Here is a 15,384-nt window from a genome sequence, read left to right on the forward strand (position 1 = left end):
CCCACCCACCCCGACGGCACTTCCAAGCCCGCGCCCCATCCGGACCTGCGTTCCGCGTGCGAACACCGACGGCCGCATTGCGATGGAAGGCCGGGGCGACCCGCACGCGGCCCCAGGGTGCCCGTATGGCGATAAACACCGCGCGCCGCCAGGAAACGCGCCCGTAAAGTTGCCGCATGCAGGTGATTCAGTCGACGAAGCTCGCAAACGTCTGTTACGAGATCCGGGGCCCGGTGCTCGAGGAGGCGATGCGGCTCGAAGCAGCAGGTCACCGCATCCTCAAGCTGAACACCGGCAACCCCGCGGCCTTCGGGTTCGAGTGCCCGCCGGAGATCCTCGAGGACATGCTGCGCAACCTCGGGTCCGCGCACGGGTACGGCGACGCCAAGGGGCTGCTCGCGGCGCGGCGCGCGGTGGTCATGCACTACCAGACCCTGGGTGTGGAGTCGGACGTCGAGAACGTCTTCGTCGGCAACGGCGTGTCCGAGCTGATCGTGATGGCCATGCAGGGCCTGCTCGACGACGGCGACGAGGTGCTGGTTCCGGCGCCGGACTACCCGCTGTGGACGGCGGCCGTGTCGCTGTCGGGCGGTACCGCCGTGCACTACCGCTGCGACGAGCAGTCGGACTGGATGCCGGACCTCGCCGATGTGGAGCGGAAGGTCACCGACCGCACCAAGGCGATCGTGATCATCAACCCGAACAACCCCACCGGTGCCGTATACAGCGACGAGATGCTGCGCGGGCTGACCGACATCGCCCGCCGCCACAATCTGCTGGTCTGCTCCGACGAGATCTACGACAAGATCCTGTACGACGGCACGACGCACACCCCGACCGCCGCCCTTGCCCCTGACCTCCTTACGCTGACCTTCAACGGCATGTCGAAGGCGTACCGGGTGGCGGGGTACCGCTCCGGGTGGATGGTGATCTCCGGGCCGCGGGCGCACGCCGAGTCGTATATCGAGGGGCTGACGGTCCTCGCCAACATGCGGCTGTGCGCGAACATGCCCGCCCAGCACGGGGTGGTCGCGGCGCTCACCGGGCGCCAGACGATCAACGATCTGGTGCTGCCCGGTGGGCGACTGCTGGAGCAGCGGGACACCGCGTACGACCTGCTGACCCAGATCCCGGGCGTGAGCTGCGTCAAGCCGAAGGGCGCGCTGTATCTCTTCCCGCGGCTCGATCCGAAGGTCTTCAAGGTCAAGGACGACCGGCAGATGGTGCTCGATCTGCTGCGCCGCGAGAAGATCATGGTGGTGCACGGCACGGGCTTCAACTGGCCCGAGCCGGACCACTTCCGCATCGTCACGCTGCCGCAGGCGGCGGACCTGGCGGAGGCCGTGACCCGGATCGGCAACTTCCTGGACGGCTACAGCCAGCCGTAGCGACATTGCGGGCGCCACAGGGGCACTGCGAGACGCGCCGCAGGGGCCCTACGGGACGACGGGCGCCGTAGAGGCCCTGCGGAACGCCGCAGGATCACTGCGGGACGACGGCCGCGGCGATCTCGTCGTAGGTCGCGTCGCTCACCAGACCCGTGTCGTCCAGCACGTTCTGGTGGTCGAGCACGGTGAGGTTGGTCTGGCCGGCGAAGTCACGGACTACCGAGTTCTTGGTGGTGGCGCGGACCTGCGCGATCGTGAGGAACACCTTGCCGTGCGAGGCGCGCAGGATGTTGGCGAATTGCTTGTCGAACTCCGCGCCACTGGCGTTCTGCAACTTCCGTACGAGGGCCTGCTGCTCGGGCGTGGCTTCGTCGGGGATGGTGACGTTCAGGGTCTGGGCGGCCTCGCGGACCTTCGCGTCGAGCTTGCTGTGCCCCTCCATCAGGTGGAGCCCGGCCCGCTTGACCGCTTCACTCGACGCATGGGTCTGGGCCAGCCGACCGACCGGCGCCTCCCAGAGATTGGCCTGCCGCACCTTGGCCAGCAGCGTCTTGTCCAACTCACTGATCTCGCCACCCGTGGTCACCTCCCCACCGGGGGCGACGGGCGCCGCACTGGGGAAGTCGGCGGTTATCGGTTCCGAGGCGCTGGCACTGCCACGCGTGGCCCACAGGGCCGCGGCGGCGAGAACCATGACGAGCGTCGCCACGACAGCCATGACGAGACCGCGTGGGTACTGGGACGTGAGGCTTCGCGCGTGTGCGTTCATGGCGTCCCGTACGGATGCGGGGCGGCCCGTGTTCACTCACGCCTCACACGTATCGGCCCGCGTTCACTCACGCCCCATATGTCTCGGTCCGCGTGGCAGTCCGCTTATCGGGCTGCGCCGGACGAACGCAACGCTGGCGCCCGGTCCGCGCGCATGCGGGTGCGGCGCGGACCGGGGCCGGTCTCAGTGGGCGCCGGTCAGCTCTCGGGGCGCGGCGAGTGCCGCCTCGTGCGCGTCCATCCGCTCGGCGGCGAGGATCGCGGCGGCGGTGTCCGCGCGGGACGCGGCGACGACCAGGGCGCGGCCCGCGAGGGCGTGCGCGCGCTGGTGCAGGGCCGCGATGTGCGGCTCGTGGATCGCGGCGGCGACGGTCGCCCGCACAGGCTGTACCTCGCCCCGCAGCCGGGCGATCTGCCGCGCCAACTGCTCGGCCGCCGAGGTCAGATCGGCCGCGCGGTCCGTGTCCGTGGTGAGGGCGCGCAGTTCGTCGGTGACGGCGAGCAGTGCCGCGAGATGACCGGCGAGCTGGATGTCCAGCTCCTCCTCGCGTGAGCGGTGCGGATAGTCGGGTCCCGAGCCGGAGCCGGGGCCGGAGTGGGAGCGTGCGCCGGCCGCCTTGTGGACCGACTTGGTGCGGATCGGTTCGTACATGGGACGGCCTCCTGGGATGCGGTGAAACCCATCCTACCTTAGATCCCGTCTAAAGTTGCGCCGGGTCCTGAGCCAAACCGCCAGGGCTCACCGGAGCGGCACAGTCCCGTTACGTATTGGGATGGACCGGTCACCACCCGTTCACCGGGAACCTCTCGGAATGTTCGGTTCCGGGAGCACGCTGACGCTGTGAAACGCATCCTGGGACTGGTCCTGGCGGTGCTGCTGATCGGCGGTGTGGTGGCAGCCGTCGTCGCGGGCCGCGATGAGCAGGACACGAGCACGGCAACGACGACCGTGCGCGGACTGATCGGATCGGAGAAGGCGGACTTCTTCGCCGATCCCGACGTGGTGAAGGCCCTCGCCGCCAAGGGCTACACCGTGAAGCCGGAGAGCTCCGGCTCCTGGGCGATGGAACACCGCGACCTCAAGGGGTACGACTTCGCCTTCCCCGGCAGCACTGCCCCGGCCGGTGAACTCGCCAAGAAGTACGGGGTCAAGGGCACCCTGCCCCGGCCCTTCTACTCGCCGCTGGTGGTCGTGGCACAGCGCGACGCCGTGGACGTACTCGCCGCCAACGAACTCGCCGACGTAGGCGGTAAGGACGGCGACAAGGGCACCGGCAAGAGCACGGGCCGGAGCACGGGCAAGAGCACCGGCATCCTCAGGACCGGCGCCTTCCTCAAGGCCGCCGAAGCCGACCGCACCTGGCAGCAGCTCAAGGGTGCCGACCAGCACGCCGAGCTGACCGGCACGCTCTTCATCACCACCAGCGACCCGCTCAGCTCCAACTCCGGCGCGCTCTATCTCGCCGCCGCCTCCTACGTGGCCGACGGCGGCCGGGTCGCCGCGAACAAGGCGGACATCGCCCGTACCGCGCCGCTGATGCGCAAGCTGATCGGCGTCCAGGGCGCGCAACAGTCCAGCTCCGACGCCCCGTTCAGGGACTTCGTCAGCGGTGTCGGCAACCCGCTGGTCCTGGTGTACGAGTCGCAGGTCGCCGCGCTGCTCGCGCGCGGCGAGGACGTCGGCGACCTCACCGTCCTCTACCCGGACACCACGGTGTCCAGCGACCACACCCTCGTACCGCTGACCCCCGAGGGCCGCGCGCTCGGCGAGCTGCTCGGCACCGACGAGCGGCTGCGCGAACTGGCCGTGCGGCACGGGTTCCGGCCGCAGGGCGCGGCCCGCGAGTTCACCGCCGCGTACGCCAAGCACACCACCTACCTCAACCACCGGCTGACCGGTGTCCGGCAGGCGCCCGTGCCCACCTCCACGGTGCTGCACGAGATGGCGCGCCGGGCCCGCGGCTAGGCCCGGACCGGCCTCTAGGAGACACAGCAAGTGACCACAGAAGAACAGGACTTCAGCCTCACGCCGCCCGAGCCGGTGGCGCCCGTACCCCGCGCGAAGGCGAGCGGTCTGGTGCCGGTCGACGAGTCCGTACGCGAGGACATGGCGCGCAAGGCCGCCGAGTACGTGGACGGGCTCGCCGCGCTCGACGCCCGCTCCCCCGAGTTCACCTCCCGGATCGGCGAGGTGGTGGCGCTCGGCTCCGGCGAGATGCGCGGCGCCACACAGCAGACCAACCGGATGCTCCAGCGCACCGTACGCAACCTGCCGGGCAGCGGCAGCAGAGGTAAGAGCGGGGAGGCCGCGGACGCGCAGACCAAGGTCGCCTCGTCGCTGGTCGAGCTGCGCCGCACCGTCGACGACCTGGACCCGCGCGACCTGCCGGGCGGCAGGGCCAGACGGCTGCTCTCCAAGCTCCCCGGCGGCAACCGGCTCCGCGACCACCTCGCCAAGTACGCCTCGGCGCAGGGCACTTTGCAGCACATCGTCGCCACCTTGCGCAGCGGCCAGGACGAGCTGCGCCGGGACAACGCGGCGCTCCAGACCGAGCGGGTACGCCTCTGGGAGACCATGGGCAAGCTCCAGGAGTACGCCGTACTGACCGAGGCACTGGACACGGCGCTGGAAGCGCACATCACCGGGGTGGAGGAGACGGACCAGAGCGGCGGTGGCGGCCAGGCCGACGCGCTGCGGGCCGATGTGCTCTTCCCCGTACGGCAGAAGCACCAGGATCTGCTGACCCAGCTCGCGGTGTGCGCGCAGGGCTATCTGGCGATGGACGTCGTGCGGCGCAACAACGACGAGCTGATCAAGGGCGTCGACCGGGCCGCGACCACCACGGTGTCCGCGCTGCGGATCGCGGTGATGCTGTCCTCGGCTCTGGACAGCCAGCGCAAGGTCGTGGAGCAGGTCAACGCCCTGCGCGGGACCACCGATGAGCTGATCCGGGGGAACGCGGAGATGCTGGCCACCCAGTCCGGCGAGATCCAGGCCATCGCCGCCGACCCGGCGGTCGGCGCGGAGACGCTGCGGACGGCGTTCCAGCAGATCTACCGGACGCTGGACGCGATCGACATGTACAAGGTGCGGGCCACGGAGTCGATGGCGGCGACGGTGGAGTCGCTGACAGCCGAACTCCAGGAGGCCAGCGTGCACTTGGAACGGTCGCGGGCCTCCGGGGCAGCGGCCGAGGGCGGGCTGCCACGAGGCGGGCTCTCGTGAGGCGGGCTGCCGCGAGGCGGGCCGTCGTGAGGCGGCGGGCGCTTGTCGGCGCGATGGCGGCGGTGGGGCTGCTCGCGGCCTGCGCCTCCGGGCCGCCGGACGGTTCGGAGAAGGAGAGCCGGAAGGCGGACGGTACGACGCTCCGGGTGCTCGCCTCCAGTGAACTCGCCGATACGAATTCGGTCCTGGACCAGGCCCGCGCGGCCACCGGGATCGAGGTCAAGGCGACCTGGTCCGGGACGCTGGACGCGGTGGAGCAGATCGCCTCGGGGCGCGCGGACGGGAAGTACGACGCGGTGTGGCTGTCGTCGAACGACTATCTGCGGCTGCGGGACGGCGCCGAGCGCAAAGTCGTCTCCGAGACGTCCGTGATGTCCTCGCCGGTCGCGCTCGGCGTCAGCTCCGCCGCCGTACGCCGCCTGGGCTGGAAGCCGGACGACGTGACCTGGTCGCAGGTGCACCGGGCGGTCACCGACGGCAAGCTGACGTACGGGATGACCGATCCGGCGCGCTCCAACTCTGGTTTCTCCGCACTGGTTTCGGTCACCTCGGGGCTTTCGGGGGCGCAGTCCGCGCTCACCGACGCCGAGGTGAAGAAGGCCGGCCCGAAGCTGACGGAGTTCTTCGCCGGGCAGCGGCTGACCTCCGGGTCGTCGGGCTGGCTGGCCGAGGCGTACGCCCAGCGCTCCACCGTGGACGCGCTGATCAACTACGAGTCCGTACTGCTGTCCATGAAGCGGTACGGTACGGCGGGCCCGGGCAGGGACCTGACTGTGATCCGGCCGCGCGACGGCGTGGTCACCGCCACCTATCCGCTCTCCGCGCTCACCTCGGCGAAGGCGGACGCGCGCGACGCGACCCGTGCGCTCACCGAGTATCTGCGCGGGCCCGAGGCCCAACGGGCCCTGACCGCAGAGACTCTGCGGCGGCCCGTGGTCACCTCCGTACCGCCCGCCAAGGAGCTCTCCGGCGGCAGACGGCGCGAACTCCCCTTCCCCGCCAGCAAGTCGGTGGCCGACGGGCTGCTCGACGCCTACGAGAACAAGCTGCGGCGACCCTCGCGCACGGTGTACGTCCTGGACACCTCGACGTCGATGCGCGGCGACCGGCTGGCCCGGCTGAAGAAGGCCATCACCAGCCTCACCGGGGACTTCCGGGACCGCGAGGAGGTGACCCTGATCCCCTTCGGGTCCGGTGTGAAGTGGGTACGGACGCATGTGGTGCGGCCGGGCGATCCGGAGGCCGGGTTCGAGGCGATCCGCAAGGACGCCCGCACGCTGACCGCGCAGGGCAACACGGCGATCTACAGCAGCCTGCGCGAGGCCTACGACCACCTCGGGCCCGCCAACTCCGACGTCTTCACCTCGATCGTGCTGATGACGGACGGCGAGAACACCGCGGGCGACGGGGTCGCGGCCTTCGAGGCGCACTACCGGAAACTGCCCGCCGCGGCGCGCGAGACGCCGGTCTTCCCGATCCTGTTCGGCGACTCGGACAAGAAGGAGCTGGGGGACATCGCCCGGCTGACCGGCGGGCGGCTGTTCGACGCCCAACGGGGTTCCCTGGACGAGGCGTTCAAGGAGATCCGTGGCTACCAGTAGAGAAGCGGGTGCCAGTAGGGCACACCGCGTGCTGGCCTGTCTGGAGTCGCGGAAGAACCTGACCGGCAGCGCCTGCGGGCTCGTCGGGCTCGCCCTGACCTTCACCGGCATCGCGGGCGCCTACTGGCCGATCGTGGTGGCGGGGCTGTACGGGGCGGGCGCGCTGATCGCCCCACCGGAGCGCCCTGCCGCACCCGCGTTCCCCGATCCCTCCAGCCAACTGGACGAGGTCCGAGGGGACTTCATCACTCTGCGGGAGTACCTCACGTCCGTGGAGCTGCCGCCCGCCGCGTCCGGGCAGCTCACAGAGCTGCTCACGCGGTACGAGGCGCTGCTCGACCCCGGCTGGGTCGCGGACGCGCTCGCCACGGACCCGGAGTCGGTGTACGTACTCGCGCGCGCCGTCCGCCAGGACGTACCCGAGGCCGTCGACGCGTACGTCCGCACCCGGTGGTGGACCCGGCTCGCACCGGCCTCGGAGCCACCCGAGCGGCATCTGGTGCGGCAGCTCGGGGTGCTCTTCGACGAGGCGGACACGCTGGCGGTGGCACTCCGCGAAACGGAGTCCCACCGCCAGCAGACGCACACGCGCTATCTGGAGGAGCGCCGGGGACACCGCCCCGGCGCCTCCTGAGGGGCGCGCTCAGCCCAGGCGCTTGACCAGGGCGCGGTACTCGTCCCACAGCTCGGTCGGCGTGTGGTCACCGAAGGTGTTGAGGTGCTCGGGGACCAGGGCGGCCTCCTCGCGCCAGACCTCCTTGTCGACGGTGAGCAGGAAGTCCAGGTCGGAGTCGGAGAGCTCCAGGCCGCCCGTGTCGAGGGCCTCCTTGGTCGGCAGGACGCCGATGGGGGTCTCGACGCCCTCCGCGCGGCCGTCCAGGCGCTCGACGATCCACTTGAGGACGCGGCTGTTCTCGCCGAAGCCGGGCCAGACGAACTTGCCCGCGTCGTTCTTGCGGAACCAGTTGACGTAGTAGATCTTCGGGAGCTTCGCCTGGTCCTTGTCGGCCCCGACCTTGATCCAGTGGGCCATGTAGTCGCCCATGTTGTAGCCGCAGAACGGCAGCATCGCGAACGGGTCGCGGCGCAGCTCGCCGACCTTGCCCTCGGCGGCCGCGGTCTTCTCGCTGGCCACGTTGGCGCCGAGGAAGACGCCGTGGTTCCAGTCGAAGGACTCGGTGACCAGCGGGACCGCGGAGGCCCGGCGACCGCCGAAGAGGATCGCGGAGATCGGGACGCCCTTGGGGTCCTCCCACTCGGGCGCGATGATCGGGCACTGCGCGGCGGGGGTGGTGAAGCGCGAGTTGGGGTGGGCCGCGGGGGTCTCGGACTCCGGGGTCCAGTCGTTGCCGCGCCAGTCCGTGAGGTGGGCCGGGGTCTCCTCGGTGAGGCCCTCCCACCAGACGTCGCCGTCGTCGGTGAGNAGGGATTGATCCCCCACCCCGCCCCTTCCCGAAAGTCCTGCGGACGGCGAAAAGACGGCCTCAAACGCCGGCCGGGCTGAATTTCAGCCCGGCCGGCGTTTGAGGCCAACGGGGTCCGGGCTAACCCTTGCCCTTGCCCTTCAGGTCCGCCTTGGTGCACACCTTCCCGTCCCCGTTCGGGTCCAGGCTCAGCGGGTCCTCCTTGCCGTTGACCCTGAGGCGGCCGTAGTCGTGATCGGCCAGCCACTCGCAGCGCGCCGCCGTCGTCGCCGCGACGGTCTTCGGGAAGACCGTCGGCACGCAGACGTTGGCACTGCCGTAGTGCCGGTCGCACCCCGAGACCTGCGTACTGACCGGCGCCGACTCACGCTTCTTCGGCAGCTTCTTCGCCGACTTCTCCGGCTCGCCCGCGAAGTCGTGGATATGCGGCGTCGGCGCGTCCTCGGCCAGCGCCGCGGGACCGCCCAGCTTGACCCACTCCGCCACCGACGGCACCCCGTTCGCGTCGACCGCGAAGAGCATGTACCAGCCGGGCGGCGCGAGGTTCGGGTTCGACGTCACATTGAGGTCGATGTTGTTGCCGTCGACCGTGAGCGGCAGGTCCACGAACCGCTGGTTGGGGTCGGAGGAGTGCGTCACGGCCGCGGGCTTGATCAGCTCGGCCTTGGCGATCGGCCGGTCCACCGTGATCCGCTGCGTGTCGCCGTACTTCCACTCCTTGTTGATGACGGAGGTGATCTCGGGGCGCTCGCCCTTGAGGAGGTACGGCGGCGTGTAGACCGACACGTTGTGGTTCCAGGAGCCGTCGCCCGGGTTGTCGCCCGTGGTCATCACCCGGCCGTCGGGCAGCAGGAAGGCGGAAGAGTGGTAGCCGCGCGCCTCCGGGTCGGTGGCGACCTGGTCGAACGTCTCCGTCTCCGGGTCGAAGATCGACGTCTCGAAGACCGGGTCGGCGCGGTTGTGCAGCCCGCCGCCGGTCTCCAGGACCTTGCCGTCGGGCAGCAGTACGGCCGACACGTACATCTTGCCCTGGTCGCCGGTCTGGTCCACCGGACCGTTACCCAGGTCCACCTTCCCCTGCGGGAGCAACGGGCCGTTGCGGTAGGCCGGGTTGGCTTCCTTGAGGTCGATGATGTCGGTCAGCCGGTTGCCGTCGGGGTTGGAGTCGATGTTGCCGCCGCCGATGGTCAGCACCTTCTGGTCCTGCGCCGGGGGCAGCAGCACGCTCGCCGACTGGTCCCGCTCGTCCTTCTTCTGCAGACCCGGTACGTCGGTGATGGTGTTGGCGTCGTAGTCGTAGATCGACGCGCCCGTGCCAGGGGTGCCGTTGCCGAACACATGGCTGCCCGAGTAGAAGAGCCGCCCGTCCTGCATCAGGACCATCGAGGGGTACAGGCCCCAGAACGACCAGGTCTGGTTGACCTCGTTCGTCGGCAGCCACTTGTTCTGCTCCGCCGACCACAGCTCGGCCGTCACCGAGCCCGTGGAGTCCTCACGCAGACCGCCGAGTGACAGCACATCGCCGTTGCCGAGGATCGTCGCCGACGGGTACCAGTGGCCGTCGTTCATGTCGTTGGTCTTGATGTACGACTCGGTCTCCGGGTCGAAGATGTACGAGTCCTTGTACCCCTGGTAGCCGATCGAACCGTCGTCCGCCGAGTAACCACTGGTGCCGCTCATCACCAGCACCCTGCCGTCGGACAGCTGCACATGGCCCGCGCAGAACATGTCCTTCGGCGTGTGGATGTCCTTGTACGTGCCGTCCTCGGGGTTGTACAGCGTCGTCTCGAACTCGCCCCGCTCGAACCGCTCCGGGTCGTTGCCGGAGCCCGCGATCAGCAGCACCTTGCCGTTGTGCAGCACGACCGAGTGCATCGAGCGCACCGGGTTCTGGGTCGGCAGGACCTCCCACTTGCCGTTCGCGCACTCCTCGGCTGTGCCGGTGCAGTCCGGGTCGGGAACGGGCTCCGCGACCTCCTCCATCACATAGTCGTCCGTGGTGACGGAGCCGACGCCGAAGACGGAGACACCCCAGGTGATCTGCTCGGTACCGGCCGGAACGGGCGGCGTACGTACCTCGGTCTCGGCGTAGGCCGCGCTCACCGGGAGGGTCTTGAGGTCGGTCCAGTACTGCCAGCCGGCCGTCGCGTCCTTGCGGAAGAGCGTGACCGAGGTGTCCGGGGTCGTCGACTTGTACCAGAGCGACAGGTCGTACTGCTTGCCTTCGGCGACGGTCGGCGCGCACTCGGCCGACTCGGTGATCAGCGCCTTGCGGTCGCCGTCGACGCGGCGGGTCAGCTCGACCTTCATCGCCTTGGCGCCCGAGTGTGCGTCGGCGACGGCCTCGAAGGTGAAGTCGTTGTCGCCCCAGCCGGACTGGGTCCAACAGGCGGGCATATCGCCCGCTCCGGCCGTCTCGAAGCCGGGGTTCTTGATGAGGTTCGGCGCGGCCGCCGCCTCCTGCTGCGGTACGGAGATCAGCAGGCCGCCGGTGAGTACGCCGACCGCCAGCAGGGCGGTGCGGAATCTGCGTCGGGGTGTGGTGCGTCGGTATGTTCGGCTGGGTGTCACTGGGTGTTCCCCTCGTGGTGCGGCTCGTTACGCCTTTCCTCTTGCGGGTGCTGCGGAGGTCGCAGCTGCTGCGGTGGTGCTGTTCGTGGAGCGTGCGCCCTTGCGGTGCTTGGCGTTCTTGCGGCTCCTACGGCTCTTGCTGCTCGTACTGCTCTCGCTCCTCTTACCGCTCTTACGCGGCAGATAGATCAGCGCCTCCGTCGCCACGAACCGCAGTACGAAGGTGACCAGCAGCGCCATCACCGTCGCGGGCAGGACCGCGACGCCCCACGCCCCCACCAGCAGCGCGATCAACGGGAGGCGCAGTACCAGGTCGGCGTTGGCGAGCACCGCGAAGCGTGCTGTGCGGTCCGCCCAGTGCCGGTGCTGTCGCCGGTCGCGGAAGAGCAGGACCTCGATCAGCAGGAAGTTCCAGGCCACGCCGAGTTGGTTGGCGAGGATCTCGGCCGGCAGGTAGTGCATGCCGGTCTCGGTGAGTGCGTACAGCGCGGCCAGGTTCGGTACGAAGCCGGTGACGCCGATCAGTCCGAAGGCCACCATCCGGGCGAGCGGTGACGCCGTACGCAGCTCCACTAGGTGGCGCAGAAAGCGCAGGCCCTCCCTCGCGGTCGACTTGGACTCGCCCGCGTACCGGTCCTGGAAGACGAACGGCACCTCGGCGACCGTGCCGGGACGGCAGCGCACCGCGAGCTCAAGCAGGATCTTGTAGCCGAGCGGCTTGAGCGCGTCCGCGGTCACCGCGCTGCGGCGGATCGCGAAGAAGCCGCTCATCGGGTCGCTGATGCCGCGCAGTGCGCGCGGGAAGAGGCTCTTGGCGAGGTAGGTGGCGCCGCGGGACACCGCGATGCGGTAGCCGCCCGCGAGTCCGGCGCGGCTGCCGCCCTTGGTGTAGCGGCTGGCGACGACGAGGTCCGCGCCGCGCTCCTCACCGGTGGCCACCAACTCCGGTACCAGGGACGGCGGGTGCTGGAGATCGGCGTCCATCACGACGATCCAGTCGGAGGTGGCCGCCTTCATTCCCTCGACGACCGCGCCGCCGAGCCCGCCGTCGGGCTGGTCGCGGTGGATGACGGTGACCGGGAACGGGCAGGTGCGGGCGGCTTCCTGGACGAGCTGCGGGGTGTCGTCCGTGGAGTCGTCCACGAAGATCACCTCGCAGGGCAGCCGGGCGGGCACCGACACGGTGATCTGGCGGAGCAACTCCCCCACGTTCGCCGACTCGTTGAAGGTCGGGATGATCACGGTGACGGCACCGGGTTCGGGTACGTCCGCCAACTCGGTTTCCGTCAAGGCGCCGAGCGCGTCCTCCGCGGGCGTGGGCACGGTGCTCATCGGCTTCCCTCGATCTTTCGGATCTCGATACGGTCCGGGCCCTCGCCGAAGACGGCGACGGGCGTCGAGTGCTTGAGCGCCGCGCTGACCGTGGCCAGCTGGGGCGAGTCACGTCGTACGGTCGGCGAGGACACGACGTAGTCCACGTCCCGCCAGCCGCGCGGCAGCGTCTTGGTGACCGCCGGGTCGAGGTCAGCCTTGTAGAACCAGATCGCGCCGCCGCCCGGTTCGTAGCCCGCGTGCACCAGGTCGAGCCAGAGCGAGTCGTCGACCAGTACGCGCGTGTCGGCCGGGTTCGGCACCTCGCTCGCCATCCAGGCGGCGGCCGCGCGGTAGGGGCCGTTGGCGTCGACGGTCATCGCGGTGCGGTTGCCGTCGTACCAGCGGGGCGCTGCGTAACTGAGCGCGAGACCGGCCAGGGCGAGGGCGAGGGCCCAGCGCAGCCCGGTGAACACCCGCCGCTCGTCGGGGCCGCGCAGCCGCCGCAGGATGCCGTGGACCACGCTGGCCGCCGCTCCGGCCAGCACCAGGGCGAGGAACGGCAGCGCCTGGATGATGTACATCGCGGGCAGATAGCCCGAGGGGCGCATCGCCACCAGTGCCAGCACCGCCACCGTGAGCGCGGGCCCGGCCAGCGCCCGCGCGGTGACCGACCAGCGCAGTACGAGCAGCAGCAGAAGCGCTCCGGCGAGCCCGCCGAGCGGCAGGATGCGGTCGTAGTACAGCCAGGCCTCAAGGACGCCGTGCGACCCGGACCCCGCGTCCAGGATGAAGCCGGAGCCGGGCCGGGTCATCTGGTACGTGATGCCGTCCCACAGCGACACATGCCCCTCGCCCGCGAACAACTCGCCCTTGAGCAGGGCGTACAGCGGATAGCCGAGGCCGATCAGCGCGCAGGAGGTGACCGCGCCGGTGACGGCGAACTTCCGGGTGTCGTGGTGGCTGTGCCGCCACATGGTGACCAGCAGCGCTGGCAGCACGATCAGCATCGTCTCTTTGGTGAGCACGCTGACGGCGGCGACGATCCCGGCCGCGATGTGGTGCCAGAGGTGCCGGTTGGGGGATGCGGCCAGGCAGAACGCCAGCAGCATCCACATCACCGCGATGTTGTCGAGGAAGATCTCGCGCTGCAGGACGACGGCGAGCGGCGAGAGCCCGAAGAGCACCATGGCCAGGCCCGCCGCCCAGCGCGGCAGCCACAGCCGGCGCGCGAGGACGTACAGCAGGACCGCGCTCGCGGCGCTGACCAGCAGCATCGCGACCCGCATGTGCCCGACGGTCATGAGGTCGGGCGAGAGCTTCGCGGGTATGTAGGTGAGCAGGGCGAGTTGGATCCAGCCGAGCGGCGGATGGTCGTACCAGTACGTGTAGTGGGCGAGCCCCTCGCCCTGCTGGACGGCCCACGCCTGGGCGAGGTAGGTGCCCTCGTCGTCGCTCAGGGTCGGGTAGGCGGCGATGTTCCAGCCCTGGACGACGAGGATCGCGGCGAGCAGGACGGCGCAGAGCAGCAGGTCGGGGGGCGAGCTTCGAAAACGTATGACGGGCCGTGACGTGAGGATGCGCTTGGCGGAGTTCGGCGGGGTGTCCGGTGCGGGCTTCCGTTGCCTTGGCGGCGTGGGCCGTTCGGGCGCGCGGGTGGACTGCGCGGCGGTGCCGGAAGCGCCCGCCGTGTGGAGGGTGGAGGTCACCTAACGGTCTCCTCGTGACTGAGATGTGCCCCTACATGGCTGGTCAGCTCCCATTCGCTGCGGCCCCGCTGCTCCCGCCAGACCGCGCGGATCGCCGCGCCGGCCAGGAGCATCTGGTAGAAGGGCCCGCCGATGATGAGCTTCAGGTAGTGCACAAGACGGACCCGGAGTCCGTACTGCTTGCCGAAGTCGTGCAGCCCGACCACTTCGAAGACGAAGGTGATGATGGCGGTGATCAGCGGCAGGAAGGTGAAGAAGGCGATGCCCACGGGGACATCGAGGAAGAGGGCGACGGCGACGTTGAGCGGAATGACCACGCCCGTGAACGCCTGGAGGAAGGGGGTCATCAGGGTGTAGCGGGCCAGCATCCGCTGGCCGCGGCCCGGGAGTTGTTTCCAGTCGTGTTTGCGGTAGACCTGCAGAAAGCCCTGGTTCCAGCGGGTGCGCTGTTTGAGCAGGGATATCAGGCTGCCGGGCGTCTCCTCGCGGGTCACCATGTCGCTGTCGTACGCGACGACGACGCGCTTGCCCGTACTGGAGAGCCGTACGCCCAGGTCGCAGTCCTCGGCGAGGCAGTTGGGGTCCCAGCCGCCGGCCTCCCGCAGGACGTCCGTACGGACGAAGACGGTGTTGCCGCCGAGCGGGATGAACCCCTTCTGGGCGTGCAGATGCAGCCGGGAGCGGAACCAGAAGAAGTACTCCAGGCAGTTGCGCAGGCTGTACCAGCTGGAGTGGAAGTTGATCAACTGCACCCCGCCCTGGACCACATGGGCGCCGGTGGAGCGGAACGCGTGGTCCACGTGGGTAAGCAGTTCGGGGTGGACCTGGTCCTCGGCGTCGAACACGCCGACGACATCGCCGCGGCACTCCGGCAGCGCGGTGTTCAGCGCCTTGGGTTTGTTCTTGACGTCGTGGGTGTCGGTGACGACCCGCACCCGCGGGTCGCGGGCCGCCGCGTCGAAGGCGACCTCGGCGGTCTCCGGGTCGTCGTGGCCGATGATGACGAGGATCTCGAAGTCGGCGTGGCTGGACTCCAGCAGCCGTTGGATCGTGTGGTCGAGTACGGCCTGCTCATGGCGGGCCGGCACCAGGAGCGAGAAGGAGAGGCCGATGCCGCCCCCGGGTGGTTCGAAGCGGGTCGACGCGAGCGTCTCGGGCGTACGCCAGGCGTGCATCTGCCACCAGAGCGTGAAGGCCGCCATCCAGAACAGCGTCAGCGAAACACAGACGATTAGTACGGACGTGAACAATGAGTCCCCCCAGACCCCCTGAAGCACGGCCAGTCAGCCGTGCCACCCCCATCACTGCACCGAGAATAGGGGGATCATGTGAAACCCAGACACTGTTCAGAAAAATGCCATGTTTCGCCGTGGCGCCCCGCAGCCC

General features: G+C 69.7%; 11 protein-coding genes and 1 pseudogene. 5 read left to right on the forward strand and 7 right to left on the reverse strand.

The genetic code is table 11. The features are described from left to right. Positions 1-176: 176 nt before the first annotated feature. On the forward strand, positions 177-1,388 hold the full coding sequence (locus tag U9R90_RS12365) for a pyridoxal phosphate-dependent aminotransferase (RefSeq protein WP_411056484.1): 1,212 nt from the start codon (positions 177-179) through the stop codon (positions 1,386-1,388). Between the two features lie 94 nt (positions 1,389-1,482). On the opposite strand, the gene U9R90_RS12370 is transcribed toward U9R90_RS12365, so the two are convergent. Then, entirely contained in the window at positions 1,483-2,106 is a 624-nt protein-coding gene (locus U9R90_RS12370) for a DUF4142 domain-containing protein (protein WP_411056485.1), read from the reverse strand. Positions 2,107-2,340: 234 nt separating this feature from the next. Then, positions 2,341-2,808: a hypothetical protein gene (locus U9R90_RS12375; protein WP_411056486.1), complete on the reverse strand. Its 468-nt coding sequence runs from the start codon at positions 2,806-2,808 to the stop codon at positions 2,341-2,343. Positions 2,809-2,997: 189 nt separating this feature from the next. Here U9R90_RS12375 and U9R90_RS12380 point away from each other — a divergent pair, with 189 nt between their 5' ends. From U9R90_RS12380 to U9R90_RS12395, 4 genes are read left to right on the forward strand one after another with little or no spacing between them, the layout of a single operon-like run. After that, complete coding sequence (locus U9R90_RS12380) at positions 2,998-4,122, forward strand: hypothetical protein (protein ID WP_411056487.1); 1,125 nt, start codon at positions 2,998-3,000, stop codon at positions 4,120-4,122. 30 nt (positions 4,123-4,152) lie between these two features. After that, complete coding sequence (locus tag U9R90_RS12385; RefSeq protein WP_411056488.1) at positions 4,153-5,382, forward strand: toxic anion resistance protein; 1,230 nt, start codon at positions 4,153-4,155, stop codon at positions 5,380-5,382. A 53-nt stretch (positions 5,383-5,435) separates the two neighbouring features. After that, positions 5,436-6,983, forward strand: coding sequence for a substrate-binding and vWA domain-containing protein (locus U9R90_RS12390; protein WP_411057721.1), 1,548 nt, complete (start codon positions 5,436-5,438; stop codon positions 6,981-6,983). Continuing rightward, positions 6,970-7,617, forward strand: coding sequence for a hypothetical protein (locus tag U9R90_RS12395; protein ID WP_411056489.1), 648 nt, complete (start codon positions 6,970-6,972; stop codon positions 7,615-7,617). The genes U9R90_RS12390 and U9R90_RS12395 overlap by 14 nt, the downstream gene beginning before the upstream one ends. A 9-nt stretch (positions 7,618-7,626) precedes the next feature. On the opposite strand, the pseudogene U9R90_RS12400 reads toward U9R90_RS12395, so the two are convergent. From U9R90_RS12400 to U9R90_RS12420, 5 genes and pseudogenes are all read right to left on the reverse strand, one after another. Next, a pseudogene (locus U9R90_RS12400) lies at positions 7,627-8,406 on the reverse strand (phosphoenolpyruvate carboxykinase domain-containing protein); the annotation flags it as partial. A gap of 121 nt (positions 8,407-8,527) precedes the next feature. After that, on the reverse strand, positions 8,528-10,978 hold the full coding sequence (locus tag U9R90_RS12405) for a galactose oxidase-like domain-containing protein (protein WP_411056490.1): 2,451 nt from the start codon (positions 10,976-10,978) through the stop codon (positions 8,528-8,530). Positions 10,979-11,005: 27 nt separating this feature from the next. Then, entirely contained in the window at positions 11,006-12,310 is a 1,305-nt protein-coding gene (locus tag U9R90_RS12410) for a glycosyltransferase (protein ID WP_411056491.1), read from the reverse strand. After that, positions 12,307-13,998: an ArnT family glycosyltransferase gene (locus U9R90_RS12415; protein WP_411056492.1), complete on the reverse strand. Its 1,692-nt coding sequence runs from the start codon at positions 13,996-13,998 to the stop codon at positions 12,307-12,309. The genes U9R90_RS12410 and U9R90_RS12415 overlap by 4 nt, the downstream gene beginning before the upstream one ends. Beyond that, a complete protein-coding gene (locus U9R90_RS12420) occupies positions 13,995-15,248 on the reverse strand; it encodes a glycosyltransferase (RefSeq protein WP_411056493.1) in 1,254 nt (417 codons plus the stop codon). The genes U9R90_RS12415 and U9R90_RS12420 overlap by 4 nt, the downstream gene beginning before the upstream one ends. Positions 15,249-15,384 lie beyond the last annotated feature (136 nt).

It is taken from the genome of Streptomyces sp. E11-3 (assembly GCF_046540415.1).
Classification (GTDB): Bacteria; Actinomycetota; Actinomycetes; order Streptomycetales; family Streptomycetaceae; genus Streptomyces.

Coding starts and splice junctions, on each gene's coding strand:
- U9R90_RS12410 (WP_411056491.1), bottom strand. CDS start 12,310: ATGAGCACCGTGCCCACGCCCGCGGAGGACGCGCTCGGCGCCTTGACG.
- U9R90_RS12375 (WP_411056486.1), bottom strand. CDS start 2,808: ATGTACGAACCGATCCGCACCAAGTCGGTCCACAAGGCGGCCGGCGCA.
- U9R90_RS12390 (WP_411057721.1), top strand. CDS start 5,436: ATGGCGGCGGTGGGGCTGCTCGCGGCCTGCGCCTCCGGGCCGCCGGAC.
- U9R90_RS12370 (WP_411056485.1), bottom strand. CDS start 2,106: ATGGCTGTCGTGGCGACGCTCGTCATGGTTCTCGCCGCCGCGGCCCTG.
- U9R90_RS12365 (WP_411056484.1), top strand. CDS start 177: ATGCAGGTGATTCAGTCGACGAAGCTCGCAAACGTCTGTTACGAGATC.